At 73.3% G+C, this 25,436-nt stretch carries 26 protein-coding genes; 11 read left to right on the plus strand and 15 right to left on the minus strand.

Going from position 1 to position 25,436, the window contains the following annotated elements:
- Nucleotides 1–165 precede the first annotated feature (165 nt).
- The 3 genes from ABZV00_RS27920 to ABZV00_RS27930 form a co-directional block, all read right to left on the minus strand.
- Nucleotides 166–963, minus strand: coding sequence for an isocitrate lyase/phosphoenolpyruvate mutase family protein (locus ABZV00_RS27920; RefSeq protein WP_355611308.1), 798 nt, complete (start codon nucleotides 961–963; stop codon nucleotides 166–168).
- Nucleotides 960–2,003 carry a cytochrome P450 gene (locus ABZV00_RS27925; RefSeq protein WP_355611311.1) on the minus strand — a complete coding sequence of 348 codons (1,044 nt, stop codon included), beginning with the start codon at nucleotides 2,001–2,003 and terminating at the stop codon, nucleotides 960–962. The genes ABZV00_RS27920 and ABZV00_RS27925 overlap by 4 nt, the downstream gene beginning before the upstream one ends.
- A 182-nt stretch (nucleotides 2,004–2,185) precedes the next feature.
- A complete protein-coding gene (locus ABZV00_RS27930; protein ID WP_355611314.1) occupies nucleotides 2,186–2,929 on the minus strand; it encodes a winged helix-turn-helix domain-containing protein in 744 nt (247 codons plus the stop codon).
- A 129-nt stretch (nucleotides 2,930–3,058) separates the two neighbouring features.
- Here ABZV00_RS27930 and ABZV00_RS27935 point away from each other — a divergent pair, with 129 nt between their 5' ends.
- Nucleotides 3,059–5,284 carry a family 43 glycosylhydrolase gene (locus tag ABZV00_RS27935; RefSeq protein WP_355611317.1) on the plus strand — a complete coding sequence of 742 codons (2,226 nt, stop codon included), beginning with the start codon at nucleotides 3,059–3,061 and terminating at the stop codon, nucleotides 5,282–5,284.
- A gap of 65 nt (nucleotides 5,285–5,349) precedes the next feature.
- Here ABZV00_RS27935 and ABZV00_RS27940 read toward each other — a convergent pair whose 3' ends face one another.
- A complete protein-coding gene (locus ABZV00_RS27940; protein WP_355611320.1) occupies nucleotides 5,350–5,553 on the minus strand; it encodes a hypothetical protein in 204 nt (67 codons plus the stop codon).
- Between the two features lie 147 nt (nucleotides 5,554–5,700).
- Here ABZV00_RS27940 and ABZV00_RS27945 point away from each other — a divergent pair, with 147 nt between their 5' ends.
- Nucleotides 5,701–6,534: a hypothetical protein gene (locus tag ABZV00_RS27945; RefSeq protein WP_355611323.1), complete on the plus strand. Its 834-nt coding sequence runs from the start codon at nucleotides 5,701–5,703 to the stop codon at nucleotides 6,532–6,534.
- A gap of 41 nt (nucleotides 6,535–6,575) precedes the next feature.
- Here the strand turns inward: ABZV00_RS27945 and ABZV00_RS27950 are convergent, their stop codons facing one another.
- On the minus strand, nucleotides 6,576–7,097 hold the full coding sequence (locus ABZV00_RS27950; protein WP_355611326.1) for a 2'-5' RNA ligase family protein: 522 nt from the start codon (nucleotides 7,095–7,097) through the stop codon (nucleotides 6,576–6,578).
- A gap of 9 nt (nucleotides 7,098–7,106) precedes the next feature.
- Nucleotides 7,107–7,574, minus strand: a complete 468-nt coding sequence (locus ABZV00_RS27955) for an Lrp/AsnC family transcriptional regulator (protein WP_355611329.1) — start codon at nucleotides 7,572–7,574, stop codon at nucleotides 7,107–7,109.
- 109 nt (nucleotides 7,575–7,683) lie between these two features.
- Between ABZV00_RS27955 and ABZV00_RS27960 the strand changes: the two genes are divergently transcribed.
- Complete coding sequence (locus tag ABZV00_RS27960; RefSeq protein ID WP_355611332.1) at nucleotides 7,684–8,622, plus strand: SMP-30/gluconolactonase/LRE family protein; 939 nt, start codon at nucleotides 7,684–7,686, stop codon at nucleotides 8,620–8,622.
- 96 nt (nucleotides 8,623–8,718) lie between these two features.
- Here ABZV00_RS27960 and ABZV00_RS27965 read toward each other — a convergent pair whose 3' ends face one another.
- Nucleotides 8,719–9,324, minus strand: coding sequence for a response regulator transcription factor (locus ABZV00_RS27965; protein ID WP_355611335.1), 606 nt, complete (start codon nucleotides 9,322–9,324; stop codon nucleotides 8,719–8,721).
- Complete coding sequence (locus tag ABZV00_RS27970) at nucleotides 9,321–10,475, minus strand: histidine kinase (RefSeq protein WP_355611338.1); 1,155 nt, start codon at nucleotides 10,473–10,475, stop codon at nucleotides 9,321–9,323. The genes ABZV00_RS27965 and ABZV00_RS27970 overlap by 4 nt, the downstream gene beginning before the upstream one ends.
- A gap of 131 nt (nucleotides 10,476–10,606) precedes the next feature.
- Here ABZV00_RS27970 and ABZV00_RS27975 point away from each other — a divergent pair, with 131 nt between their 5' ends.
- Together ABZV00_RS27975 and ABZV00_RS27980 are read left to right on the plus strand one after the other, a co-directional pair.
- Nucleotides 10,607–11,515 (plus strand): hypothetical protein, encoded by a 909-nt coding sequence (locus tag ABZV00_RS27975; RefSeq protein WP_355611341.1) that lies wholly within the window; start codon nucleotides 10,607–10,609, stop codon nucleotides 11,513–11,515.
- A gap of 84 nt (nucleotides 11,516–11,599) precedes the next feature.
- Entirely contained in the window at nucleotides 11,600–13,330 is a 1,731-nt protein-coding gene (locus ABZV00_RS27980; RefSeq protein ID WP_355611344.1) for a DEAD/DEAH box helicase, read from the plus strand.
- A gap of 46 nt (nucleotides 13,331–13,376) precedes the next feature.
- On the opposite strand, the gene ABZV00_RS27985 is transcribed toward ABZV00_RS27980, so the two are convergent.
- The 3 genes from ABZV00_RS27985 to ABZV00_RS27995 all read right to left on the minus strand — a co-directional run bounded on the left by ABZV00_RS27985 (nucleotide 13,377) and on the right by ABZV00_RS27995 (nucleotide 16,585).
- Complete coding sequence (locus ABZV00_RS27985) at nucleotides 13,377–13,781, minus strand: DoxX family protein (protein WP_355611347.1); 405 nt, start codon at nucleotides 13,779–13,781, stop codon at nucleotides 13,377–13,379.
- A gap of 138 nt (nucleotides 13,782–13,919) precedes the next feature.
- A complete protein-coding gene (lon, locus tag ABZV00_RS27990; RefSeq protein ID WP_328416441.1) occupies nucleotides 13,920–16,250 on the minus strand; it encodes an endopeptidase La in 2,331 nt (776 codons plus the stop codon).
- A 38-nt stretch (nucleotides 16,251–16,288) separates the two neighbouring features.
- Nucleotides 16,289–16,585: a hypothetical protein gene (locus tag ABZV00_RS27995; RefSeq protein WP_355611351.1), complete on the minus strand. Its 297-nt coding sequence runs from the start codon at nucleotides 16,583–16,585 to the stop codon at nucleotides 16,289–16,291.
- Between ABZV00_RS27995 and ABZV00_RS28000 the strand changes: the two genes are divergently transcribed.
- The gene (locus ABZV00_RS28000; protein WP_355611353.1) at nucleotides 16,563–16,793 is read left to right on the plus strand and encodes a helix-turn-helix transcriptional regulator; all 231 of its coding nucleotides are present in this window, start codon (nucleotides 16,563–16,565) and stop codon (nucleotides 16,791–16,793) included. The genes ABZV00_RS27995 and ABZV00_RS28000 overlap by 23 nt on opposite strands.
- Before the next feature lie 158 nt (nucleotides 16,794–16,951).
- A complete protein-coding gene (locus ABZV00_RS28005) occupies nucleotides 16,952–17,299 on the plus strand; it encodes an Lsr2 family protein (protein ID WP_328416437.1) in 348 nt (115 codons plus the stop codon).
- 167 nt (nucleotides 17,300–17,466) lie between these two features.
- Here the strand turns inward: ABZV00_RS28005 and ABZV00_RS28010 are convergent, their stop codons facing one another.
- Nucleotides 17,467–18,765 (minus strand): hypothetical protein, encoded by a 1,299-nt coding sequence (locus ABZV00_RS28010; protein ID WP_355611356.1) that lies wholly within the window; start codon nucleotides 18,763–18,765, stop codon nucleotides 17,467–17,469.
- Between the two features lie 293 nt (nucleotides 18,766–19,058).
- Nucleotides 19,059–19,931 carry a DUF2726 domain-containing protein gene (locus ABZV00_RS28015; RefSeq protein WP_355611359.1) on the minus strand — a complete coding sequence of 291 codons (873 nt, stop codon included), beginning with the start codon at nucleotides 19,929–19,931 and terminating at the stop codon, nucleotides 19,059–19,061.
- A 706-nt stretch (nucleotides 19,932–20,637) separates the two neighbouring features.
- On the opposite strand from ABZV00_RS28015, the gene ABZV00_RS28020 reads away from it, so the two are divergent.
- The 3 genes from ABZV00_RS28020 to ABZV00_RS28030 all read left to right on the plus strand — a co-directional run bounded on the left by ABZV00_RS28020 (nucleotide 20,638) and on the right by ABZV00_RS28030 (nucleotide 22,769).
- Nucleotides 20,638–21,420: an Asp23/Gls24 family envelope stress response protein gene (locus tag ABZV00_RS28020; protein ID WP_355611362.1), complete on the plus strand. Its 783-nt coding sequence runs from the start codon at nucleotides 20,638–20,640 to the stop codon at nucleotides 21,418–21,420.
- On the plus strand, nucleotides 21,417–21,977 hold the full coding sequence (locus tag ABZV00_RS28025; RefSeq protein ID WP_355611365.1) for a hypothetical protein: 561 nt from the start codon (nucleotides 21,417–21,419) through the stop codon (nucleotides 21,975–21,977). The genes ABZV00_RS28020 and ABZV00_RS28025 overlap by 4 nt, the downstream gene beginning before the upstream one ends.
- A gap of 66 nt (nucleotides 21,978–22,043) precedes the next feature.
- Nucleotides 22,044–22,769, plus strand: coding sequence for a helical backbone metal receptor (locus ABZV00_RS28030; RefSeq protein ID WP_355611368.1), 726 nt, complete (start codon nucleotides 22,044–22,046; stop codon nucleotides 22,767–22,769).
- Nucleotides 22,770–22,779: 10 nt separating this feature from the next.
- On the opposite strand, the gene ABZV00_RS28035 is transcribed toward ABZV00_RS28030, so the two are convergent.
- Nucleotides 22,780–23,724, minus strand: a complete 945-nt coding sequence (locus ABZV00_RS28035; protein WP_355611371.1) for a TerC family protein — start codon at nucleotides 23,722–23,724, stop codon at nucleotides 22,780–22,782.
- 154 nt (nucleotides 23,725–23,878) lie between these two features.
- The gene (locus tag ABZV00_RS28040) at nucleotides 23,879–24,568 is read right to left on the minus strand and encodes a CBS domain-containing protein (protein ID WP_355611374.1); all 690 of its coding nucleotides are present in this window, start codon (nucleotides 24,566–24,568) and stop codon (nucleotides 23,879–23,881) included.
- 191 nt (nucleotides 24,569–24,759) lie between these two features.
- On the opposite strand from ABZV00_RS28040, the gene ABZV00_RS28045 reads away from it, so the two are divergent.
- Nucleotides 24,760–25,317, plus strand: coding sequence for a hypothetical protein (locus ABZV00_RS28045; protein WP_328416424.1), 558 nt, complete (start codon nucleotides 24,760–24,762; stop codon nucleotides 25,315–25,317).
- Nucleotides 25,318–25,436: the final 119 nt, after the last annotated feature.

Here is a 25,436-nt window from a genome sequence, read left to right on the forward strand (position 1 = left end):
TTTCTCCGGTCACGACTCTCGGTGGATCGCCCTAAACACACCGTAATCAGCGGGACCGGAATGGACCGAACAATCCTCCTATCCACCCCGAAGGGAGCGGGCTGGTTGACGGCCGGCAGGCGCGTCGCGCGGTGACGAACCACCGCCGGGGGCGGGGCCGGCCCGTCAGTCGCCGTCCGCCGCCACCAGGCCCTGCACCTCGGCGTACGACGGCAGACCCGGCGACGCGACGAACCCGTCGGCCCGGGCCGCGTCGGCGGTCGCGACCGCGGCGGCCAGCGCGGCCCGGAACAGCAGGGAGCCGGTGCTGACCCGGGCCACCCCGGCCCGGCCAAACTCGTCCAGTCCCGGCCCGCCCGGTTGGTACAGCGCGTTCAGCGGCGCGTCGATCCGCTCGGTGAGCACCCGCAGGGTCGGCAGGTCGACGGTGCCGGGCACGAAGATTCCGTCGGCGCCGGCGGCCCGGTAGGTCCGAGCCCGGGCCAGGGTCTGCGGCAGCGGGTCGGCCACCCCGAGCCACCAGGTGTCGGTACGGGCGTTGACGAACAGGTCCGGCACCGCCGCCTTCACCGCCGCGATCTTGTCGGCGATGCACTCGGGATCGGCCAGGGTGCCGTCGGCGCGCCCGTCCTCCAGGTTGATCCCGACGGCGCCAAGCCCGGCCAGCTCCGTCACGTACCCGGCGACCGCCGCCGGGTCGTCGGCGAACCCGGCCTCCACGTCGACGGTGAGCAGCACCGGCAGCCGGGCGAGCCGGCGGGCCAGGGCCAGGGTCTCCGCGCCGGTGGCCGCCACGCCGTCGGGTCGCCCGGCTGCCGCGGCGACCCCGAGACTGGTGGTGCCGATCGCCGGATGGCCGCGCGCGGCGAGCGCCGCCGCCGAGGCGTGGTCCCAGGCGTTCGGCAACAAGAAGGGTCGGCCGGCGTGGTGCAGGGCGCGGAACGCCGCACGGCGGTCGGTCATCGGGCGGTCACCTCCAGGATCGTCGGAACGCGCAGGGTCGGATGTGGCCCGTGGCGCAGGTCGGCTTCGGTACGCCGGCAGCGCTGGCGCAGCACGCCGAGCACCCCGGTGGCGAGGGCCAGGGCGTGCCGGTCACCCGGGCAGCCGCGCTCCCCCGCGCCGAAGGTCAGCAGCTCAGCGGCGGGCCGGTCGGGCCGGAACGCCTCCGGATCGGCGAACGCGCGCGGATCGCGGTTGGCCGCGTCGAACCGGAGCAGCACCGCGCTACCCGGCGGCAGGTCCTGCCCGCCCAGCCGTACCCCGGCGGTGGTGACCCGACGGGTGGCCCGGACCGGCGGGTCGAGCCGCAGTACCTCGGCCAGCAGTTCGGCGGTCCCTGAGTCCGGCGGGTCACCGGCCGGGCGGTGGGCGGGTGGGGGCAGCAGGTGGTGGGCGGCGGCGCCGATCAGGCCGGCGGTGGCGTCGCACGCCTGGACCAGCAGGCCGATCAGGTTCGCCCGTACCTCCGGCGGGGCCGGCGCCGAGAGCACGAGCAGCGCCGCCACCGCCCGGTCGGCCCGACCGAGCAGCGCCGGGTCGACCCCGGGGTGGTACGCGGCGGCGACGGCCTCGACCGCCGTCCCGGCGGCGGCCGGATCGCCGAAGCCGAGCCGGCCGGCCAGCACCCACAGCGGCACCGGCCTGGCCAGTTCGCGCATCACGTCGAGGCGGTCTCCGGCCCGGTCCAGGGCTGCGGCGGTCAGCCCGGCCGCCTCCTGCCGCAGCTCGTCCGGATCCAGCGCGGCCAACGCGGTCACCCCGATCGCCCGGCGCACGGCGTGCCGCTCCGGCGGGCTGAACCGGCTGACCGTGGCGCGCAGCCAGGCCAGGGTGCCGGGCGGACCGGTGTCGACGGCCGGCACCCGGAAGGCCGGGTCGGTCAGCGCCGTCCGGACGTCGGCGTGCCGCGTCACCCACCAACTGCCGTCAGGTTCGAAGGTGGGCGGCCCACAAGCCGGCGCCCCGGCAGCGGGCGGAACAACAGGCCAGGTGTCAGTCACCGCCCGACGTTAGAACCCCGACCGTTCGCCCCCCACCGAACAATGCCCGGCCCGCGCCGCGCCGCGCCGCGCCGCGCCGCCAAGATCGTGCTCGATCCTGGATCTAGTGGCCTCCGCGCGCGCCGAGACCACTCGATCCAGGATGTTGCGTCCACCGCTCCCTCTGACGCGGCGGCCGGGGGTCAGGCGCGGCCGCTGGCCGGTGTCGGGGGTTGGGTGGGGGTGAGGGCTTCTTCGGGGATGGCCAGGGTCGCGGCGAGGGCGGGCCGGCCGGCCGCGGTGAGGCGGACCGCGCGGCCTGCACCCGGGGCGGTCCAGCCCAGCTCGGTGAAGCGTCGGCAGAGCGCCGTGCCGAGCGCCCCGGCCAGGTGCGACCGGCGCTCGGTCCAGTCCAGGCAGTCGCGGACCACCGGGCGTCGGGCGGTGCGCAGCACGTCCACCGGTACACCCAGCCCGGCGGCCCACGCCCACCCGTCGGGGGTCAGCGTCAGTCCGCTGGCCCGGTCCAGCCGTCCGTCGGCCAGCAGCGCGTCGTACATCAGCACGCCGAGCCGCCCGGCGAGGTGGTCGTAGCAGGTCCGGGCGTACGCCAGGGCAGCTCCGGAGCTGGCGGCGCGCAGCGACCCGGTCGGCGCGGGTGGGGCCGGGGCGTGCCCGACCAGGTTCTCGATCAGCTGGGCCACCGACGGCCCGGCCAGCCGCAGGTAGCGGTGCCGGCCCTGCCGCTCCTCGACCAGCAGCCCGCCCCGGACCAGCCGGGTGAGGTGGTCGCTGGCCGTGGACGGCGCGACCCCGGCCCGCCGGGCCAGTTCGCCAGCCGTCCAGGCCCGGCCGTCGAGCAGCGCGAGGCAGATGCCGGCCCGGGTGCCGTCGGCCAACAGGGCGGCCAACTCCGCCATCCCCCGGCCCTCGGTGACTGCGCTCATCGCCCCATCATCTCCCCGACCCGGTGCCGCACCGGTAACCGGGGTGCGGATGCCCAGCCCTTTACAACGTTGTATCCATCGTTGTAAGAACGAGGGCACACACCGCCCACTCCCCCGAGGCAGGTCCATATGCGACACCTCCGCCGCGGCGGCGCGCTCGCCGCCGCGCTCGGCCTGATCCTGGCCGCGTCCCCGATTACGCCCGCTGCCGGCTCCGACGGCCCGTCCCGCTACCGAAATCCGATCTCCGCCGCCGTGGGCGACACCTTCGCCGACCCGGTCATCGTCCGCGGCGACGACGGCTTCTGGTACGCCTATGGCACGACCGACCCGCTGCGCGAGGGTGAGCGCGAGTTCCATCGGGTGCCCACGGCCCGCTCGGCCGACCTGGTCGACTGGACGTACGTCGGGGATGCGTTCGGCCGCGACCAGCGCCCGCCCTACGCAGCGCCCGGCGCGGCGTACTGGGCACCGGACGTGCGCCGCCTCGGCGACCGGTGGGTCATGTACGTGACGGTCACCGACACCACCGTCTCCACCGAGGGCAGCGACTACGCGATCGGCGCGGCCACCGCCCCCAGCCCGACCGGGCCGTGGACCTTCGCCACGCAGCCGGTTGTCACCCCGCGCCCCGGCGGCGGTGGTGGCTACCTGTGGACCATCGACCCGAGCCAGTTCACCGACGTCGACGGCCGCAGCTATCTCTACTACGGCAGCTACTACGGCGGCATCTCGGTCACCGAGCTCAGCCCGGACGGGCTGACCGCGGTCGGCACGCCGACCCTGGTGGCCGTCGACAACAAGTTCGAGGGCAGCTACGTGCTGCGCCACGACGGCTGGTACTACCTGTTCGCCTCCACCGCGAACTGCTGCGCCGGCCCGGCCACCGGCTACTCCGTCCAGGTCGGACGGGCGCGCACCCCGCGCGGCCCGTTCACCGACCGGGACGGCGTGGCGCTGACCGCCTCCCGGGCCGGCGGCACACCGGTGCTCACCCAGAACGGCAACCGGTGGATCGGCACCGGCCACAACGGGTTCCTCACCGACCTGTCCGGCCAGGACTGGATCGTCTACCACGCCATCGACCGCGCCGACCCGTACCTGGACGAGCCGTTCGGCATCAACGAACGCCCGATGTTGCTGGACCGGCTGGACTGGATCGACGGCTGGCCGACGGTGAACGCCGGCGCCGGGCCGTCCGAGGGCACCCGGCCCGCACCGGTGACCACCGGCCGGGTCGACGACCGGTTCGACACCGCAGGGCTGGCCGGCTGGCGACGTACCGCCGGCGAGTGGCGGGTCGCCGACGGTCGGCTCACCGGCAGCGGCGCGCTGACCAGCCGTACCGCCGTGGGCGGGGACGTGCGGGCGGAGGCCGACCTGCGGCTCACCGGCGCGGCCGCCGCCGGGATCACCCTCGGCGACCGGGTCGAGGTACGGGTGGACGCGGCCGGCGGCCTGCTGGTGGCCCGCGACGGCGACCGGCGGGCCACCGCGCCGCTGCCCGCCGGCTTCGCCCCAGCCGACCAGCACAACCTGGCCGTCGAGGTACGCGGCCGGAACCTGGTCGCCGAGCTGAGCCCGGCCCGGCTCGGTGACCAACTCGCCGTCGTGTCGCTGCGGCTGGACCGCCCGACTGCCGGCCGGCCCGGGTTGACCGCCACCGGCGGCGCCGCCGAGTTCGACAACGTCAGCGCCGTCCGGCTGTACGAGCCGGCGAAGCGGGCGGTGCCCGAGCCCCGTGTCGGAGCGCCGCTGCGGGCGTACTCCGACGAGTTCAGCGACGGGCTGGACGCCGGCTGGCGGTGGGTACGCGAGGACCCGGCGGCGACCGTCTCCGGTGGCGCGTTGCGCTGGCCGGTACAGGCCGCCGACCTGACCGGCACCGGCAACACCGCCGGTGTGCTGCTGCGCGACGCGCCCAGCGGCGACTACGTCGCCGAGACCCGGGTGACGCTGGATCTGGGCGAGGAGACGGTCCGCAACTACCAGCAGGCCGGGCTGGTCGCGTACGTCGACGACGACCGGTTCGCCCGGCTGGCCCAGGTGGCGATCTGGAACACCCGGCAGGTCGAGTACGGCTACGAGCTGCCCTTCGCCGGCCAGCCGGTGTACGGCGGCAGCATCGTCGGCCCCCCGGCCACCACCACCTGGCTGCGGCTGGCGCACCACGTCGACCCGGTCACCGGGGAGCACGAGTTCCGGGCCGGGTCCAGCCGGGACGGGCGTACCTGGACGTGGGGTGCGGTGTGGACCTTCCCGGCCGACACCACTCCCCGGATCGGCCTGGTCGCACACGGCGGGGCCGCGCCCCCGGTGACCGCCGAGTTCGACTACCTGCGCTTCTACCGCTGAGGCGTGCGGAGGGGTCCCCGGCGTTGTACCGGGGACCCCTCCGCACCGTCGCGACTCGGGGTGCCTCAGCGAGCGTGCCGCTCCGCTGCGGCGTGCCACCAGCCAGGTGGGGTCGGCCCGGTGACCGCCGCGGTCGGCTGATCGGGATGCAGCCCGGGGCGCCGCAGAGCGGCAGCCTCGATACGGACCTGGACCCAGCCATGCCAGTGCCCGTCCGGGCCGATGCCGCAGGCAAGGTCCCAGTAGATGTCGCTCGACCCGAAGGGCATCCAGTCGATGCCCCGGTCACGCAGTCAAGCGCGGGCGGCAGCCATCGGCTGCGGACACCCAGGTGTGTTCTCATAGGCCGCGATGGTCACCCAATCGGGGTACGGAGCGTTCACGGCCACCATGATGCCTGACTGAGGAGCCCAGGAGTGCACGTCAGCATCGCGACCAGCGCCGGTCGGGCCGGCCAGCCGAACGAGGACTTCTTCGGCGCTGTTCCCGGCGCGGCCGTGTTGCTGGACGGCGCCGGTATCCCGGGAGCCGAGTCGATCTGCTCCCACGGTGTCGCCTGGTACACGCATCGTCTCGGCGGCGCGCTGCTCGGCCGGCTGTCACGTACCGACGGGCGAGACCTCGCGGCGATCCTCGCCCCGGCGATCGGCGAGATAGCCGCCGACCACCGGGGCACCTGCGACATCACGAACCCGAGCAGCCCGCAGGCGACCGTTCTGATGGTCCGCGCCCACCAGGACCGGCTGGACTACCTCCTGCTGGCGGACTCCTTCCTCGTCCTCGACCAAGCCAGCGACGGCCCGCAGGTCATCACCGACGAACGTGAGGTGACCACCAGGCGCATCTGCTCCGCGCCCCTCAACGGCCTTTCCAGAGGAACACCGGAGTACGACCGCATCCGGGACTCCTGCGCCGAGGCGCTGCGGGCTCGCCGCAACCAGCCGTGCGGCTACTGGATCGCCAAGGATGATCCGCACGCGGCGTACGAAGCGGTGACCGGCAGCCGCCCTCTTCACGAGCTGGACGGCGTCGCGCTGCTCAGCAACGGCGCCAGCCGCATCGTCAGCCCGTACGGCCTGACCGACTGGCCCGGGGTACTGCAACTGCTCGCCACGAACGGGCCGGCGGACGTCGTCCGCCGCGTCCGACAGGCCGAAGCCTCCACAGGCCCGAACGCGCCGGTCCCGGACGACGCCACCGTTGCGCACTGCACCCACCTGCCACGCACCGAGGTCGACGAACTGTCGTAGCCAGCAGTTGATGCCCGCATGGACCGGACGGTCGCGGGAGATCAGCGTCGCTGTCGGATCAGCGGCGTCACGGTCCGGTCCGTGCCGTCGTAGCTGCGGCCCGCGACGAACGCGCCCGTCGGCCGCTGACCGCCGGCGACGGCGCGGGCGAGCCGCAGGTCCGCGTTGCGGAACCGCAGCGCCAGGCTCAGGTGCGGCATCCACGCACCCGGCGCGTGCCACGGACGATGTCCGGCAGCGTCGGTGAGCACGTCCCACACGGCAGCGTGCAGCGCGGTCAGCGCGCGCGTGGGTCGGACGAGCCAGACCAACGGCGCGCTGCCGTCGAGAACGACGACGCGGTCGAGCGTGACCGGCACCGGCAGCGCGGCTTCGAACAGCTCGGCCAGGCGATGCTCGGCGCCGGGCGGGAACTCGTCCACCGTCGCGAGGGTGAGGTGCGGTCGGTTGGTCGGGTGGATGTTGCGCGCCAGGCTGGGCAGCCCGGCCGCGGCCAACCGGTCCCAGGCGGTCCGGACCGCGTCGTCCAGCTCCACCGAACAGATCAACTCGACCGTACGCACCCCCGCACGCTAGCCCGGCTGCGGTTCGGTGCTCCCATCGAGGACGCTCACCGGACGTTCGAAGAACGTCTCGAGCACGACGATGGTCTGGGTGCTGGTCACTCCGCCGATGTCGAAGATGCTGCGGAGCGCCGCCTGCAGGTCTTCGGTGGTCGCGGTGCGGATCTTCACCAGCAGCGAGGCCGCGCCGGCGATGATGTGCGCCTCCTGGATGCCGGGTATGGCCGAGAGCGCTTCCCGTGTGTCACCCATCCACGTGTTGCCGTCGACCATCACGAAGGCCGACACGCCGCGCTCCACGGCGGCCGGGTCGACGTCGATGGTGGTGCGGCGGATCACCCCGCGTTCGCGCAGCTTACGCACCCGTTCGTGCGCCGAGCCGGCGGACAGGCCCACCGCCTTCCCCAGCGCGGCGTAGGACTGGGTGGCGTCGTGCTGCAGGCACGCCAACAACGCTCGGTCGATGTCATCTACCACGAAGCCGCTCCCCGAGATGTGATCTGCCCAATGCGCCTGTTGACCTTATCAGGTTCGGCGCGACTAGGATCTGGCCGAACGTTGTGCACAAGATCCAGGAGGCGCGGCGGTGACCGAGACCGTTCCCGCACAGTTCCACCTGCTCGACGAGCGGTTCCGTTACCTCGACGGCGACTTCGTCGCCGAACGGCTGTACACGGGCGCACGCAAGACCGAAGGTCCGGCCTACTTTCCAGCCGGCCGGTACCTGGTGTGGAGCGACATCCCCAACGACCGGCTGTTGCGCTGGGACGAGTGCACCGGCGCGGTCGGCGTCTTCCGCAACACCTCGGGCTACGCCAATGGCAACACAGTGGACCGCCAGGGCCGGCTTGTCACGTGCGAGCAGGGCAACCGGCGAGTCACCCGCACCGAGCACGACGGCACGATCACCGTGCTCGCCGACCGCCACCAGGGTCGGCGCCTCAACAGCCCCAACGATGTCGTGGTACGCGCCGACGGCACGATCTGGTTCACCGATCCGAGCTACGGCATTGACTCCGACTACGAGGGCAACAGGGGCGACAACGAGTTCGGCGGTGACTGCTATGTGTTCCGCCTCGACCCGGCCACCGGCGACCTGCGCATCGTCGCCGACGATTTCTGCCGCCCCAACGGCCTGGCCTTCTCCGGCGACGAGCAGCAGCTCTACATCGTCGACACCCGACAGGAACCCAGCCACATCCGCGTTTTCGACGTCACCGCCGACGGCGCTCTGACCGACGGGAAGGTCTTCGCCGAATGCGATTTCGGCCGCTTCGACGGCATCCGCGTCGACGACGCCGGGCGGGTGTGGGCCGCAGCCTGGGACGGTGTGCACTGCTTCGACCCCGACGGCACCCTCATCGGGAAACTCCTGCTGCCCGAATCGGTCGCCAACCTCACCTTCGGCGGCCCGAAACGGAACCACCTGTTCATCACCGCCGGCAACTCCGTGTATGCGCTCCGAGTCACCTTCAACGGCGCCCGCTACCCCGCTCCCTCTGGTCCACCCCCGCGTCGATCATGAAGTTAGCGTCACGACACGCCGGCGCCGACGTCGCTAACTTCATGATCACCGGAGCGGACGCATCAGCGCGGACCCGGCGCGTGGGGAGTTGGGGGGTTAGAGCCAGCCGTTGTTGCGGGCTGTGCGTATCGCCTCGGCGCGGTCAGGCGCGCCGAGCTTCTGCACTGCGGCGGAGAGATGGTTGCGCACGGTGCCGGTGGACAGGTGCACCCGGCGGGCGATCACCGCGATCGGGGCACCGAACTCGGCCAGCCGCAGCGTCTCCAGCTCGCGGGGGGTCAGGGGGCACGCGGGCAGGGTGAGCGCGTCGGCGGCCAGCGACGGGTCGACGTACCGGCCGCCGGCGTGCACGCGGCGGATCACGTCGGCGAGCGCGCTGCCGGGCGAGCCCTTGGGCAGGAACCCCCGGGCGCCGGCGGTCAACGCCTGGCGCAGGTGCCCCGGACGGCCGTGCCCGGTGAGCACGACCACCCCGCATTCGGGGCGGGCGCGGGTCAGCTCGGCGGCGACTCCGATGCCGTCCAGGCCAGGCATCTCCAGGTCCACCACGGCCACGTCGGGGCGGTGCGCCAGTGTCGCGGTGACCGCCGCCGGGCCGTCGGCGGCGTGGGCCACCACCTCGATGTCCGGCTCCAGAGCGAGCAGCGCGCCGACCGCGACCCGGATCAGATCCTCGTCGTCGGCGAGCAGGACGCGGATCACGACGCCACCGGCACGGTGGCCTCGAGCGTGAACACCCCGTCCTCCCGGCGCACCCGCAGCTCGCCGCCGGCGGCGGCGAGCCGGTCGACCAGCCCGCGCAGGCCGTGGCTGTGCCCGTCCGGGCCCCGCCCGTCGGCGCCGTCGTTGGCCACCGTCATCCTGACCACGTCGTCCTCCCAGTGGATGTGGATCCGGCACCAGTCGGCCCGGCTGTGCCGCAGCACGTTCGTCCCCGCCTCGCGCAGCACCGCCGCCAGCTCGGTGGCCGCGCGCTGGGGCAGGTCGGCCGGCGGCGGCACGACCGTGCAGCGCACCCCACAGGAACGCAGTACGCCCACCACGGCAGCCAACTGCTCGCCGAGGTCGACGGCCCGGTAGCCGTGCACGGTCTCCCGCACCTCGGTCAGCGCGGACGCGGCGAGGCGCTGCACCTCGGTGGCCTCCCGGCCGGCTCGCTCCGGGTCGACGTGGGCGAGCCGCGCGGCGAGTTCGGCCTTCAACGCGATCACCGTGAGGCTGTGCCCCAGCACGTCATGCACGTCTCGGGCGAAGCGCAGCCGCTCCTCGGCGGCGGCCAGCCGGGCCTGGGCGGCCTGGCCCTGCCGGGCCTCCACGAGCACGTCCCAGAACCAGACCTGGAACCCGTTGACCGCGGAGATGCCCACCCCGACCCCGCCGGTCACGGCCAGGTGGTGCCAGACCGATCCGCCGGTCCACCACCCCACGCCCATCGACACCAGCAGGACCCCGGCCGCGACCGCCAGCCCGGCCGGGAGGCGGACCAGCAATGGCGCCATCCCGATCAGCGAGGCACCCAGCCACGCCCAGGTCGGCCAGACACCGGCCGCCACCGGCCCCACCAGCGGGACGGTCAGCACCGCCACCCCGGCCAGGCTCAGCTGGGCGCGACGCCGCCAGCGCTGGTCGAGCCACGGCGTCACGGCGGCGTACAGCACGGCGGTCTGGGTGGCCACGAAGGCGAGGATGCCGACCGCGCCGAGTGCGACGCGGCCCGGGTCCGGCTCGCGGCTCAGGCCGACGGCGGGCAGCAGGGCGGTCGCCCAGACGCCGGTGGCCAGCGACAGCAGCGTCGCCTGCCGGGCCCGGTGCAGCCGGCGGTCCGCCCGGGGAGTCACCGCCTCGCTCGCCACGCACCGATCCTAGGACCGCCCGACGCCCGATCCACCCCTGCGGTTGTCACGGTTGGACCGTGCAAAACGCACGGTTTTCCGGTGACGGACGAGCCTGCCCACCGCGCCGGGACGCGGGCAGGGTCGACGGCATGGAAACGACACGGACGCACTCCGACACCCTGGCCGTACCACCGAGCGAGTCGCTGCCGCCCGACTCGCCGGCAGCGCCGGGCATGACCCCGGCCGCGACGGCGGCCGGCCGTTCGCGAAGGCTGCTGTGGCACCTCGCCGAGATGGCGCTCGCGATGATCGCCGGGATGCTGCTTCTCGCCCCGTGGTGGGACCTGGCCGGTGCCGCGCTGGGGCTGGCCGGACCGCTGGATCGACCGGAGGTGGCCGCGCTGGTGATGGCCACCAACATGACCGTGGGTATGACGGTGTGGATGCGTTACCGGGCGCACCGATGGAGCGCGGTCGGCGAGATGGCCGCCGCCATGTACGTCCCGTTCCTGCTGCTGTTCGCGCCGATGTGGGCCGGCCTGCTGGACGCCGACGCGATGCTGCTCGGTGGCCATCTGCTGATGGTGCCGGCGATGGTGCTGGTGGCGGTGCGGCATCGGCACGAGGCGCCCGCGCCGGTACGCCGACACCCGGCCGTGGTGGCGCTCGCCCGCCGCTGGCCGACCGGGTTGGCGCTGCTCATGGGCCTGGACATGGTGTTCGACCCACAGGTGCTCAGCCCCTGGACGATGCTGGCGCTGCCCGGCGGCTACCTGCTGATCGGCGTGATCCGCCGCACGCTGCGCGGTCCAGGCGTGCTCGCCACCCAACTGGCCGGCCTGGCCGGCTGGGTCGCCCTGACGCTGGTCGCGGTCACGGCCGGCGGACGGACCGGCGCGTGGCTGGTGGCGTTCGGCTGGCTGGCGCATGCCGGGTGGGACCTGGTGCACCACCGCACCGGCCGGGTGGTGCCGCGCGGCTATGCCGAGTGGTGCGGGGTGCTGGACGCGACGCTCGCCGGCGTGATGATCCTCGCGATCCTGACCACCGGCGGCTGACCAACCGCGCGCCGGCAGGGCGGCCAGGCGGCTGTTGGGCCGGTCGGCGCAGCGGGGGCGGCGGCGTGATGAAAGGCTTGGCGCATGAGTTCCGCACCTGCACAGCACGACGCACCTACCGACACCACCCCCGACGGCACCGACGAGGCGAACGCCTTCACGGAGCTCGGGCTGCGCGCCGAACTGCTGGGCGCGCTCGCCGTCCTCGGTTACGAGGAACCGACCCCCATCCAGCGGGAGGCGATCCCACCGCTTCTGGAGGGTCGGGACCTGCTGGGTCAGGCGGCCACCGGCACCGGCAAGACGGCGGCGTTCGCGCTGCCGCTGCTGAACCGGATGCCGCCGCACCGCCAGGGCGGGGACCCGGTGGCGCTGGTGCTGGTGCCGACCCGGGAGCTGGCGGTGCAGGTCTCCGAGGCGTTCCACCGCTACGGCAAGGACCTGGGGGCGCGGGTGCTGCCGATCTACGGTGGGCAGCCGATCGGGCGGCAACTGCGGGCGCTGGACAGCGGGGTCGACGTGGTGGTGGCCACCCCGGGGCGGGCGCTCGATCACATCGCCCGGGGCACCCTGCGGCTGGGCGGGCTGGCCACGGTGGTGCTGGACGAGGCCGACGAGATGCTCGACATGGGCTTCGCCGAGGACATCGAGGCGATCCTGGAGCACGCCCCCGCGCAGCGCCAGACCGTACTCTTCTCGGCCACCATGCCGTCGCGGATCGACGGGATGGCCCGACAGCACCTGCGCGAGCCGGTCCGGATCGAGATCGGCCGGGAGCAGACGGTGGCCGGTGAGGCGCCCCGGGTGCGGCAGAGCGCGTACATCGTGACCCGGGCGCACAAGCCGGCCGCGCTGGGCCGGGTGCTGGACGTGGAGTCACCCACCGCCGCGATCGTGTTCTGCCGCAGCCGGGAAGAGGTCGACCGGCTGACCGAGACGATGAACGGCCGGGGCTACCGGTCCGAGGCGCTGCACGGCGGGATGAGCCAGGAGCAGCGGGACCGGGTGATGGGGCGGCTGCGGGCGGGCACCGCCGACCTGCTGGTGGCCACCGACGTGGCGGCCCGCGGGTTGGACGTCGAGCAGCTCACCCACGTGGTCAACTACGACGTTCCGTCGGCGCCGGAGTCGTACGTGCACCGGATCGGTCGGGTGGGCCGGGCGGGGCGGGAGGGCGTGGCGATCACCCTCGCCGAGCCGCGTGAGCACCGGATGCTGAAGACCATCGAGCGGGTGACCGGCCAGCGGATCACCATCGACAAGATCCCCACGGTGGCGGACATGCGCACCCGCCGGCTGGAGCTGACCCAGGCGGCGCTGCGGGAGAGCCTGCTGGAAGACGACCTGGACCCGTTCCGGGTGATCGTGGAGACGCTGACCGACGAGTTCGACCTGATGGAGGTCGCTCTCGCCGCCGTGAAGCTGGCGCACGAGGTGACCTCGCCGGGCTCGGACGACGAGGAGGAGATCCCGCAGGTGCCGGTGCGCGGCCCCCGCGAGGGTCGGCCGGAGGCCGGGGGCCGGGGCGGTGACCGGCGCGGTGGCGGCCGGCCGCGTGTGGGCGGTAACACCGTCCAGGTCTTCGTCGGCCTGGGCCGGCGCGCCGGGGTGCGCCCGCAGGATCTGGTCGGCGCGATCACCGGGGAGACCGGGATCAGCGGCCGGGACATCGGCTCGATCGAGATCGCCGACCGGTTCTCGCTGGTGGAGGTGCCGCAGGGCGTGGCCGACGAGGTGATCTCCGGGTTGCGTTCCAGCACCATCAAGGGCCGCAAGGCCACCGTGCGCCGGGATCGCGGCGGCGACCACCGCTGAGCGCGCCGCCGGCGACCGTCGTACCCGACGGTCGCCGGCGCGAGGATCAGAAGGAGTACGGGCCGAACCGGCCCCACGCCACCACCGCGGCGAGGACGAGCAGCACCGCGCAGGTCACGGCGCCCTGCATCTCCATCCGGCGCCGGTCCTCGGTGTCCTGCCTCTTCAGGTCGCGCAGGTGTACCAGAATGCCGCCGATCATGACGATGACCAGCCCGACGGCGGCCAGCGGGGTGAGCACGGTGGCGATGCCGGTGAGGGCGGGCAGTACGAGCCCGATGGCGGCCAGCACCTCGACGGCGCCGAGTGCCTTGACCTGGGTCGGCGGAACGGGGTCCACCCAGCCCATCCGGTCGCGCAGCTTCTCCTTGGGCTGGGTCAGCTTGGCCAGGCCGGCACCGCCGAACACGACGGCGAGCAGGATCTGGATGATCCAAAGGACCACGTTCACAGGGGTTCCTCCCGGGGGGCCGCCTCGTGGCGGAGAGGTGGTTGAGGGGTTCGAGCAGGACAGTACGGTTCGCTGATCGACTCGTACAGCAGGGAGCCCCCGCCGTCCGAAGACGACGAGGGCTCCCTGGTCGGATCGTCAGGCCACGGCGAGCGCCGAGCCGTCCAACGCGTCGACCTCGGCCGGGCGCAGCGCCAGGGCGAGCACGTCGGCGACGTCGGCCAGGGTGTGCACGGTCAACGCCTCGCGCACCTCGGCCGGCAGGTCGTCCAGATCCGGCTCGTTGCGCGCCGGGATGATCACCTCGGTGAGGCCGGCCCGGTGCGCAGCGAGCAGCTTCTGCTTCACCCCGCCGATCGGTAGCACCCGCCCGGAGAGCGTCACCTCGCCGGTCATCCCGAACTCCGGGCGGACCGGGCGGCCGGTGACCAGCGACGCCAGCGCGGTCACCATGGTGATGCCGGCGCTCGGGCCGTCCTTGGGCACCGCGCCCGCCGGGAAGTGGACGTGGATCCGGCGCCCGGCCAGGACGTTCGGGTCGATGCCGAACCGCCGCCCGTTGGAGCGCAGGTAGGAGAGCGCGATGTGCGCCGACTCCTTCATCACGTCACCGAGCTGGCCGGTCAGGGTCAGCCCCGGCTCGCCCTCCATGCTGGTCGCCTCGATGAAGAGCACGTCCCCGCCGGCGCCCGTGACGGCGAGGCCGGTGGCCACGCCGGGCACCGCGGTGCGCTCGGCCGATTCCGGGGTGAACTTCGGTCGACCCAGGTAGCTGGCGAGGTTGTCGGTGTCGACGCGTACCGGGGTCGGGTCGGTCGCCAGCGTCACCGCCACCTTGCGCAGAATCTTGGCGAGGCCACGTTCGAGCTGCCGGACGCCGGCCTCCCGGGTGTACTCCCCCGCGATCAGCGCGAGAGCCTCGTCGGCGATGCTCACCTCGTCGGCGGTCAGCCCGGCCCGCTCCCGCTGCCGGGGCAGCAGGTGGTCCCGGGCGATGGCGACCTTCTCGTCCTCGGTGTACCCGTCCAGGGTGACCAGCTCCATCCGGTCCAGCAGCGGACCGGGGATGGACTCCACCACGTTGGCGGTGGCCAGGAAGAGCACGTCGGACAGGTCGAGGTCGACCTCCAGGTAGTGGTCCCGGAAGGTGTGGTTCTGCGCCGGGTCGAGCACCTCCAGCAGGGCGGCGGCCGGGTCACCGGCGTAGCCGGCGGCCAGCTTGTCGACCTCGTCGAGGAGCACGACCGGGTTCATCGAGCCGGCCTCGCGCAGCGCACGGACGATCCGACCGGGCAGCGCGCCGACGTAGGTGCGCCGGTGGCCGCGGATCTCGGCCTCGTCGCGCACGCCGCCGAGGGAGACCCGGACGAAGTTGCGCCCGAGTGCCCGTGCCACGGACTCACCGAGGCTGGTCTTGCCGACCCCGGGCGGGCCGGCGAGGGCGAGCACCGCGCCGGAGCCGCGACCGCCGACCACGCCGAGGTTGCGCTCGGCCCGGCGGTTGCGCACCGCGAGGTACTCCAGGATGCGGTCCTTCACGTCGGCCAGGCCGGCGTGGTCGGCGTCGAGCACCGCCCGGGCCGCGCCGAGGTCGGTGTTGTCCTGGGTACGCGTGCCCCACGGCATCTCGAGGACGGTGTCCAGCCAGGTACGGATCCAGCCCGCCTCCGGGGAGGCGTCACTGGCCCGCTCCAGCTTGCCGACCTCCCGCATGGCGGCCTCGCGGACCTTCTCCGGCAGGTCGGCACCCTCGACCCGGGACCGGTAGTCGGCCGAGCCGTCCGGCTCGTCCTCACCCAGCTCCTTGCGGATCGCGGCGAGCTGTTGGCGGAGCAGGAACTCCCGCTGGGACTTCTCCAGCCCCTCCCGCACGTCGGTGTTGATCTGCTCGGTGACCTCCTGCTCGGCCAGGTGTTCCTTCACCCAGCCGACCAGCAGCTCCAGCCGGGCGGTGACGTCCGGGGCGGCGAGCAGTTCGGTCTTCTGCTCCAGGCTCAACCAGGGCGCATAGCCGGCCGAGTCGGCCAGCTCGGAGAGGTCGGTCATCCGCTCCATCGCGTCGATGACCTGCCAGGCGCCCCGCTGCTGGAGCACGGAGGTCGTCAGGGCGCGGTACTCGCGGGCGAGCTCCCGGGCCCGGCCAGCGGGGGCGGGTTCGTCGAGTTCGGTCGCCTCGACCCAGAGTGCGGCGCCGGGGCCGGGCACGCCGGAGCCGATCCGGGCCCGGGACAGGCCACGGATGACGGCGGCCGGCTCACCGTCGGGCAGCCGTCCCACCTTCTCGATGGTGGCGACCGCGCCCACCGGGCCGTACTCGCCGTCGATGCGGGGCACGGCGAGCAGCTTGCGGTCACCGGTCGCGCGGGCTGCGTCGACCGCGGCCTGAGTGGTCGGGTCGAGGGTCACCGGGATGACCATGCCGGGCAGCAGCACGGCATCGGTCAGGGGAAGTACCGGAAGAGTTGCCATCGAACACCTGCTATCGCGTTGACTTGAGCGTGTCTCACTCAAGTAACAAAGCGTTCCCCTTGTTCCGGGGTGTGGCCCAGGCCACTGTCCGGCTCCGGTCGGCGGGCCGGCAGCAGCAGCTCCCGCGCCAGCCGGCCGCCACCGGCGATCGCCACGGCGAGCGGGATGGCGAGCGGGATGGCGAGGCTGATCGCGGCCAGGGCGACCACGATCCGGCCGGGCAGCCCGGCGGCGGCGGCGAGCACGGTCAGCGCCGCGAAGACCACCAGCTTCACCCGGGTCCGGGCCAGGGGAACCAGCCCGGTCTCCCGGGTGGGTGCGACGACGGACGACATCGGCGCCGCACCGGTCGACCTGGATGACGAGGAGCGCCGGCTGCTGCGGGCGATCGCCGCCGGCCGTAGCACCGTCGACATCGCCGAGGAACTGCACGTCTCGGAGCGAACGGTGAAACGGATGACCGCCACGCTGCTGCGGAAGCTGCGGGTATCCAACCGGGCGGAGGCCGCCGCCGTCGCCGGACACGCCGGTCTGCTCGGGTGAATGAAGACGGCCAGCGCCCCGATTCGGCGTCCGTTCGCGGATTTGCTCGCCAACCAATCGCGACGCGCCGAAATGAGAAGGGCGCATATTGTTGCGGTTTCCCCGGGTGGTGGGTCAGACTTTGGACACATCCCGCCACACACAGGGAGTAATCGGCAATGGCGAGAAAAGTAATCACGGTGCTGACCGACGACCTTGACGGTGGGAAGGCAGACCGGACGGTCGAGTTCAGTCTCGACGGCGTGGCCTACACGATCGATGTCTCCGACGAGAATGCCGGCGTCCTGCGCAAGTCGCTGGATCCGTACATCAATGCGGGTCGGCGCATCGGGCGGGGCCCGGTTGAGGGCGCTCGCGCAGTCCGGCGGCCGGGGCGACCCAGCGGCGCCGGAATGGATCGGGAGCAGAACCGGGCCATCCGGGAATGGGCCGTCAAGAACGGCTACAAGATTTCCGAACGGGGCCGGATCCCGGTCGAGGTGGTTGAGGCGTACAAGAACCGCTGACCGGACGACACACAGACGGGGCCCGCCGGAAACGGCGTGGCCCCGTCAGATTGTCCGCGGCTGCCTTTCGGGCCGATGGGTCATTCCCCGTCGGTAGACACGGCGCGGCGGCCGGTCACCCCGGGCTGTCCGCCCCGGGTGACCGGCCGCCGCAGGTCGACTCAGACTCAGTTGACCTCGATACGCACCGCGTCGAACGCCGGGGTCTGGTTGGCGCGTTCCATCATCGGCAGCCGGTGCGAGCCGTCGCCGGCCCAGACCGCGCACTGCGCGGTACCCGACTCCGGCAGACCCGGGATCTGGATGGTCACCTCGTCCGGCTGGGCACTACCGCGCCCGTCCTCGGTGGCCACGAAGAACGCGGGCACCTCCTGCGGCTCCGGCGGGGTGGTCAGGCTGTCCAGCATGCGGCAGGCGGTGTGGAAGTGGCCGCGGACCAGACCCTGGTCGTTGAGCAGCGAGCTCTCCACGTAGTACCCGCCCTGACCAGCCGCGAGGAAGCGGTCCCGGATCAGGTTGCGGGTGCTGACCCGCAGGGTGAACGCCTGGTTGCGGCCGACCTCACCGGGGAACTGGGTGATCAGCAGCGACGGGTTGTTGGCGGCAGCGCCGACCTCACCGAACTCGGTGCTCACGCAGCGGTTGCCGTTCTGGAAGCCGTCGTGCGGCTGGAGCTGACTCTCGTCGCAGTCGTTGGCCAGCACGCCGAGCCCGGCGCCGGGGGCGTTGCCACCGTTGTTGCCGCCACCGTTGTTCCCGCCGTTATTGCCGCCGCCGGTGTTCCCACCATTGTTGCCGCCGGTGTTTCCGCCGGTGTTTCCGCCGGTGTTCCCACCATTGTTGCCGCCCGTGCTTCCGGTCGGCTGCACCTGACACTCGGCGAGCTGCGCCAGCCCCTGCGGGCGGGGCCCGACCCGGTCGATGGCGGTCGTGATCCGATCCAGCACCGCACGTCGCTTGGCGGCCAGTGGCTGGAGGATCGAGCTGCGGATGAACGCCTCACCCTTGCTGCCCTCGGCGGCCAGCCGGCGGTCGGCCTCCGCGATCTGGGTCTGCAACTGCGCGAGGTTGCGGTCCACCTCGGCCCGGGCCCGGTCCGGCACCTGCGGCAGCTTCGCCGTCACGTCCGGGCAGGCGATGGCCGAGCCGGTGCCCGACGTACCGTCCTTGCCGTCCTCGCACTCGGGGACCGACTGCTGCCCGTCACCCCAGTGGTTACGCACCCAACGACCGTTCTGCCAGGTCCGGGTGGTCGAACCGGCGCCAGTCGGCGCGGTCGCGCCCGGGCTCGGCTCCACGCACTGCCCCGCAGCCGGTCGCGGCTTGTTCGTCCGCCGATCCTGGGCCGACGAAATCTGGGTCACGGCGACGACTCCGCCGAAGACCACGAGCGTGCCGACAACGGCCAGCAGACGCTTGCTCCGCGCGTTGCCGGATGACCGGCGCGCCCGTGTGGACCTGCGCATCGAATTGCTCTCCTTCTCGATCCGGTAGTGGATTCCTGCCCTCGGCGGACCGACGGATGTGAGAGGGCACGCCACAGCGGCGACCACCGTGACCTACCCGGTAACGTGTCGATGGCCGACGATGCCCTTTCCGCACCGTCTCCCGCGTCCGGTCGACGCGGATGGGGAGATCCTGTTCATTCGCGCAGGAGTACGGGACGGCGACCGGGAAGGTTCAACCGGCGCACAGGAAATTGCCGCGACCCGACGCGGAGCCGGTGCGGAGAAGGGTCAGCAGGTGCGGCAGGCGCTGGTCAGTCGGCGCAGAGGTGGTCGAAGGCGAAGCCGCCCACCAGTTCGTGCCGGCGCTGGCTCAGCGCGACGATGTCCGCGGTCAATTCGGCTCGCGGTTGCAGATCGGGGCCACCGATCTCGGCGGCGCGTAGCCGTTCCCCGACGGCGACCGTGGCGAGGTCCTCGGCAAGCCGGGCCGCGTCGATGCCACAGGAGAAGCGGTGCTCGGTTACCGAGACCCGTTCCACCAGGCACGCGTCGGGGCGTACGTGCACCCAGCTCCATCCCTGCGCGGGGCCGTCCGACCAGCGCACGTGCAGCCCTCGCACGATCGGGTCGGCGAGCCGCCGGGCCACGTACGCCTCGACAGCCGCCGCGCGGGCCAACGCGCCGAGGTCGTTGACCGGGCCGGTACGGCCGTCCGGCAGCCGCCCGAGGATGTCCCGGAAGCCCACCGGGGCCGCCTCGTCCCCGGCGCCGCCCGCCGCGTAGGCGCGCGCGTCGATCACGTACTCCACCAGGCGTCGGCCGTGCTCGGCCGCCCGCAGCGTGGGCGACCCGACGCGCAGCACCGGCAGCCCGACCGCCGCGCTCACCGCGTCCTTGAGCCGCTCGGCGCGCTGCTGTGCCGAGCCGGCCGCAGCGACCGGGCCGATCTCCACGGCGACGATCGGACGCCCGGTGTCGGCGGCGCAGATCACGAAGTCGAAGCCGGCCCGGCTGGCCGAGCTCCACTGGCTGCCGGTGACTCCGGGCGGACGCCCCTGGACCAGCTCGCTGAGCCGGCGCGCCGGGTGGACCCGGTGGCCGGCGCGGGTGAGCAGCGTGTCCCGCCCACCGTCGGCGGGCAGCGCCCGCAGCCAGCCGAGGTCGTCGCTGACGGTGCTCGTCATCTGCCTGATCCATCCGCCGGTCGGTCGCGCCGGGCCGAGTCTAGGCGGTCGATCATGGTGCTCGCCTCGGCGGTGCGGCCGGCGCCGCCCCAACCGGCCGGACCCACGCGCCGACCGACCGTTAGTCGGCGCGCCCATCACCGGGCCCTCGATGGTGTGCTTCTGCCGGATCGGTCAAGGGAACCGAGGGGACCCGCATTGGGGCCCTCCTGGGGACGAAGGAGGCATTGCAACGTTGTAGAAGCGTCAACGGCGGCCGGACGGTGCCAGCGCTGGACCGCCACTGTGACCGGCATCACAGGAGCGTCGTGTTCCAGAGGTCCTCGCCCGGTGTATCCAGCGGGGTCGCCGGTAGCGGGCCGGCCGGGAGGTCAGCATGTCGCGACAGCAGTTCGGCGGCCTCGCCGATGGCAGTCTGGGCGCTCGCCCGCGCCAGAGTGACCGCCCTCGCCCTGCTCGCCGGCCTCGCCGGGCTGGTGATCCGACCATCCTCCGGCGACCCCGCGCTGATCGAGCTGGGCGACACCACAAACTCCCCCAGCGACCCATCGCCACCCGCCCGTCCGCCCCGACCGCCGGCCCAGCCCGGAGCGCCAGCGGGAATCCAAGCACCGGGAGCAGCCCGCGCGTTGGCGCGAACCGGCGAGAACGGGGCGCCGTCGGGGCTCCGGACGTCGCGCGGATCGCGGTCGACGCGGCCGGCCGGGTGCCGGGCGTATCCGGCGTACACCCGGCCGCCGTCCGCCTGGCCGACCGGTCCGTGGGCCTCGACCTGCACCTGGTCACCTCGTACGGGCACAGCGTGCCCGCCGTCGCCGAGGCGGTCCGGAGGGCGGTCGCCGACCGAGTATCCGCCGGCACCGGGCTCGCCGTGGCCGCGGTGACCGTCACGGTGGACGACCTGCTCGTCCCCGGCGCGGACGGCGCCGGGACAGGGCGACCGGCAAGACGGCCGGAGGCGGACATGCGGACCGCCAACCGGATCGCCTCGCTGCTACTGGCCGCCGCCCTGCTCGCCGGCGGCGCGCTGCTGGCCGTACAGGCGCTGCTGGTCACGCTGGATCGCCCGGCGCCGCTGTTCCCCCGGACCGGCGGGTACGACGCGCTGACCAACACCCAGTGGCGCGACCCGACGGTCCGGGCGCTGGCCGGCGTGGCGTTGCTGCTCGGGCTGTCCATCCTGATCGCCCAGTTGCGCCGCTGGACGCCGGTCCGGCTGCGCATCGACGAGCGGGACGGCTGGTACCTGCACCGCCGCTGTGTGGAGCGCCGGCTGGCCGACGCGGCGCGTGCCGTGCCGGGCGTCCACCGGGCCCGCGTGCGGGTCCGTCGACGCGGCGACCAGTGGCGCCCCCGGGTGCGCGCCAGCGGCGACCCGGCGACCCGCGCCGAGGTCGAGTTCGCGGTGCACCAGGAGCTACACCGACTCGCCGCGCAGCGCACCGGCCGGATCGAGGTCCGGTTGCTGCCCGGAGGGCGGCCCGCATGACCGACGCCGCACACCGACTGCTGTGGACCATCATCGCGCTGCTGCTGGTGGCGAGCGGAGCGGCGGCGCTTGCCGTCAGCTTCGGCGTGCTGCCCGGCGGTGATCCCGGTGCGGTACTGCTCGGCGCCGGGCTGCTGGACCGGTGGCGACTGGCAGCGCCGTGGAGCACCCTGGCCGCGGCGGTGGCCGGAGTGCTGGTCGCCCTCTCCGGGCAGCGCCTGCTGGACCGGGAACTGCGCCGGCCCGGCCGGGCACTACGGGGCACACTGAGCCACCCCGGGCGCCGGCCCGGCCGTACCCGACTGGCCGCCGAGGTCCTCGCCCACGCGCTGGAACGCGACCTGACCGGCAACCCCGGTGTACGCCGCGCCCAGGTGATGCTCACCGGCGCACCACCGCGCCCCGACGTGTGGATCCGGGTGGACATGACCGCCGACGCCGGGGCCGCTGGCGTACGCGAGCACGTCCACGCCGCGGTCCGCCGGTTCGCGACGACCGCCGACTGCCAACCGGCACACCTCGACGTGACCGCCCGGATCGAGCCCGGCCGCCCCTGACCCGCGCTGCGCCGCGCCACCCGGCATGATCGCTACCGGGACGGGTGGCGGACGGAGGTGTGCGGGGTGCGTGTGGTGTCGCTGGTGCCGTCGCTGACCGAGGCGGTGGCGCTGACCCTGCCGGGAGTGCTGGTCGGGGCCACCGACTGGTGCAGCCACCCGGCCGGGCTGGACGTCGCCCGGGTCGGCGGCAGCAAGTACCCGGACCTGGACCGGGTCCGGGCACTGCGGCCGGACCTGGTGCTGCTGAACGTGGAGGAGAACCGCCGGGTCGACGCGGAGGCGCTGCGGGCGGCCGGTGTGCCGGTGCGGGTCACCTATCCACGTACCGTCTCCGGGGCGTTGACCGAGCTGGCCGAACTGCTGGCCGAGCTGGGTGCGCCGGCGGAGCCGACCTGGCTGCGGGCGGCCCGGCGGGCGTGGGCGGATCCGCCCCGGCTCGCGCCGCCCCGCCGGGCGGTGGTGCCGGTCTGGCGTCGACCCTGGGTGGTGCTCGCCGACGACACGTTCGCCAGCGACGTGCTCCGCCGGCTCGGCGTGGTCAACGCGTACGACCAGCAGCCCGAGCGCTATCCCCGCCCGAGCCTGGCCGAGCTGCGTGAGCGCAAGCCGGAGCTGGTGGTGCTGCCCGACGAGCCGTACCGGTTCACGGCCGACGACGGTCCGGACGCGTTTCCGGGCGTACCGTGCGCCCTGCTCTCCGGGCGACACCTCACCTGGTACGGCCCGTCCCTGGCCGAGGCGCCCGCACTGCTGGCCGACCAGCTGTCCCGGCCGGTGCTGGCCGGCTGACCGCGGCGGGTCAGGCGACGTCGCGGCCGCGCCGGATGGCCAGGATGCTGGCCGCGATGGAGACGGCCAGGATCAGCACCACCACCGCGAGGGTCAACCAGACCGGCAGCTTGCCCACCGGCGTCTCGGCCAGGATCAGCTTCACTCCCGCGAAGGCGAGCAGCAGGGCCAGCCCGTAGCGCAGGTAACCGAAGTGCCGCAGCAGGCCAGCGAGGCAGAAGTAGAGGCTGCGCAGCCCCAGCACGGCGAACGCGGTGGCCGTCCAGACCAGGAAGGTGTTGGTGGTGATGGCGAGGATCGCCGCCACCGAGTCGATGGCGAACACCACGTCGGTGGCCTCGATGGCGACCAGCGTCACCAGCAGCAGGGTGGCCTGGCGCCGGCCGGCGACCCGGGTGGTGAACCGGTCGCCGTGGTACTGGGCGTCGGTGGGTACCACCCGCCGGAACAGCCGGACCACCAGGTTGCGCTCCGGGTCCACGTCCGGCTTCCCGCGCACGGCCAGCCGCCAGCCGGTCCAGACCAGGAAGGCACCCAGCACGAACGCGGCCCAGGCGAGCCGGTCCAGCAGCTCGGCACCGGCGAGGATGAACAGCAGCCGGAACACGAGCGCGCCCACCACGCCCCAGAACAGCACCTTGTGCTGGTAGCCCGGCGGGACCCGGAAATAGCCGAAGATCAGGGCGAAGACGAAGACGTTGTCCACCGAGAGCGCCTTCTCCAGCAGATAGCCGGAGAAGTAGGCGCTGGCCGGCTCGCCGCCCAGGCCGAACCAGACGACCAGCCCGAACAGCAGGCCGGCGCTGATCCAGACAGCACTCCAGACCACCGCCTCGCGCAGCTCGATGACGTGGCTGTCCCGGTGCATGAGCACGTCGATCGCGAGCATCACGGCGATCACCGCGCCGACCGCCGCCCAGGCCCACAGCGGCACCGCGACCGTCGCCTCGTCCACCCGGCGCCCCCCGCGTCGACCACTGTGCACCCGCCGCGCTGCCCCGCCGGCCGGCCGCTCCCGAGCCTAGGCGAGCGGCCGATCCGGCGAAGTCGCTCCGGCGAAGTCGATGCCCCGGCGGCCGGCGCGCCGGCCGCCGGGCCGGCGGCGATGATCAGGCGACCGGCATCACCTGCGTCGGATCGGGAAGGGTGTCATCGGCGTCGTAACCGATCGAGTTGGTCACCTGAACGACGCCACTGACCTGGGCCGCGAGCCGGCCGGCTAGGTCGACGGCGGAGCGGCGGTCCAACCGGCCCGCCAGGGTGACCTCGCCATGGCGGACCTCGACGGTGACCAGACCGTCCCGCACGGCGAGCACCCGACGCAGCACCTCCTGCACCACGTCCTCGCGGATCTCGGCGTCCGAGCGCAGGTGCACCCGCAGCAGGTCGGCGCGGCTGACGATGCCGACCAGCCGACCCAGGTCGTCCAGCACCGGCAGCCGCTTGACCTGTTCGTGATCCAGCAGCCGGGCGGCGGCCGGCAACGACGCCTGCGGGCACGTGGTGACCGCTGGCGCGGTCATCAGATCGCGGGCCAGCAACGCCTCGCTCTTGCCCCGCGCGTCGCGCTGTCGGCGGCTCTCGAAGATCCGACGCTGCGCCGGCTCGCCGGCACGCTCGATGCGGTGCAGCAGGTCCGCCTCGGACACCACGCCCAGCACCCGGCGGAACCCGTCGATCACCGGCACCGCGCTCACGCCGCGGCGCAGCAACAGGTCGACCATCTCCCGGTACGGGGTGTCCGCCACCACGGTCACGACCTCCCGGGTCATCACGTCGCCCACCTGCCAGGTTCTCATCGCGGCCTCCCTTTCGTAACTCCACCTCGGACGCTACGACCGGAGAACGGCCACCGTCAGGGTCGCCGGACCGCGCCGTGGGGGGTCCAAGGTCCCGGGCCGTTGCGGTCCGTCGGCCCTGCTGCCCGACAGTGCGACGGGTGTCCACTTGAGATGCCACCGAGAAGCGCGGTGCGAGGCAGAGAAGGGACGTGGAGACCATGACCGCGACGACCGAGCGGATCACCGCCGAGACCAACGCTCCGGCGGCGGGCACCACCCGGGAGAGGGCCGTCCGGTACATCCTGGCCGGCACCCGGATGGCGCTCGGCTGGATCTTCCTCTGGGCGTTCATCGACAAGCTGTTCGGCTTCGGGATGGCCACCGAGTCGAAGAACGCCTGGATCAACGGGGGCAGCCCCACCAAGGGATTCCTCACCTTCGGCGTGACCGGACCGTTCAAGGACATCTACGCCAACATCGCCGGGGCAGCCTGGGCGGACTGGCTGTTCATGATCGGCCTGGCCGGAATCGGTGTCGCCCTGCTGCTCGGTATCGGCATGCGGGTCGCCGCCGTGGCCGGCGGACTGCTCCTGGTCATGATGTGGACCGCGGTCCTGCCTCCGGAGAACAACCCCTTCATGGACGACCACCTGATCTACGCTGCGGTGCTGGCGGTGCTGGCGCTGGTCAACGCCGGCGACACCTGGGGCCTCGGCCGGGTCTGGGCACGGCTGCCGATCGTCCAGCGGATGCCCTGGCTGCGGTGACCCACACCGCTTCACCCCTCGGCCGCGGGGCGGGCAGCCAGGCACACCCCCCCGCCCAACACCCCACCCACCCCCCCCCCCCCACCGCGCCCCACCGCCCCCCCCAAACCGCGGGGTGG

This window comes from Micromonospora sp. NPDC005173 (assembly GCF_040608515.1).
Classification (GTDB): Bacteria; Actinomycetota; Actinomycetes; order Mycobacteriales; family Micromonosporaceae; genus Micromonospora.

What these genes read in the sequence shown, in the direction of transcription:
- ABZV00_RS27920 (WP_355611308.1), bottom strand. Translation starts at nt 963, where the DNA reads ATGACCGACCGCCGTGCGGCGTTCCGCGCCCTGCACCACGCCGGCCGA.
- ABZV00_RS27930 (WP_355611314.1), bottom strand. Translation starts at nt 2,929, where the DNA reads ATGAGCGCAGTCACCGAGGGCCGGGGGATGGCGGAGTTGGCCGCCCTG.
- ABZV00_RS27935 (WP_355611317.1), top strand. Translation starts at nt 3,059, where the DNA reads ATGCGACACCTCCGCCGCGGCGGCGCGCTCGCCGCCGCGCTCGGCCTG.
- ABZV00_RS27940 (WP_355611320.1), bottom strand. Translation starts at nt 5,553, where the DNA reads ATGCCCTTCGGGTCGAGCGACATCTACTGGGACCTTGCCTGCGGCATC.
- ABZV00_RS27975 (WP_355611341.1), top strand. Translation starts at nt 10,607, where the DNA reads ATGGAAACGACACGGACGCACTCCGACACCCTGGCCGTACCACCGAGC.
- ABZV00_RS27980 (WP_355611344.1), top strand. Translation starts at nt 11,600, where the DNA reads ATGAGTTCCGCACCTGCACAGCACGACGCACCTACCGACACCACCCCC.
- lon (WP_328416441.1), bottom strand. Translation starts at nt 16,250, where the DNA reads ATGGCAACTCTTCCGGTACTTCCCCTGACCGATGCCGTGCTGCTGCCC.
- ABZV00_RS27995 (WP_355611351.1), bottom strand. Translation starts at nt 16,585, where the DNA reads ATGTCGTCCGTCGTCGCACCCACCCGGGAGACCGGGCTGGTTCCCCTG.
- ABZV00_RS28005 (WP_328416437.1), top strand. Translation starts at nt 16,952, where the DNA reads ATGGCGAGAAAAGTAATCACGGTGCTGACCGACGACCTTGACGGTGGG.
- ABZV00_RS28010 (WP_355611356.1), bottom strand. Translation starts at nt 18,765, where the DNA reads ATGCGCAGGTCCACACGGGCGCGCCGGTCATCCGGCAACGCGCGGAGC.
- ABZV00_RS28015 (WP_355611359.1), bottom strand. Translation starts at nt 19,931, where the DNA reads ATGACGAGCACCGTCAGCGACGACCTCGGCTGGCTGCGGGCGCTGCCC.
- ABZV00_RS28025 (WP_355611365.1), top strand. Translation starts at nt 21,417, where the DNA reads ATGACCGACGCCGCACACCGACTGCTGTGGACCATCATCGCGCTGCTG.
- ABZV00_RS28040 (WP_355611374.1), bottom strand. Translation starts at nt 24,568, where the DNA reads ATGAGAACCTGGCAGGTGGGCGACGTGATGACCCGGGAGGTCGTGACC.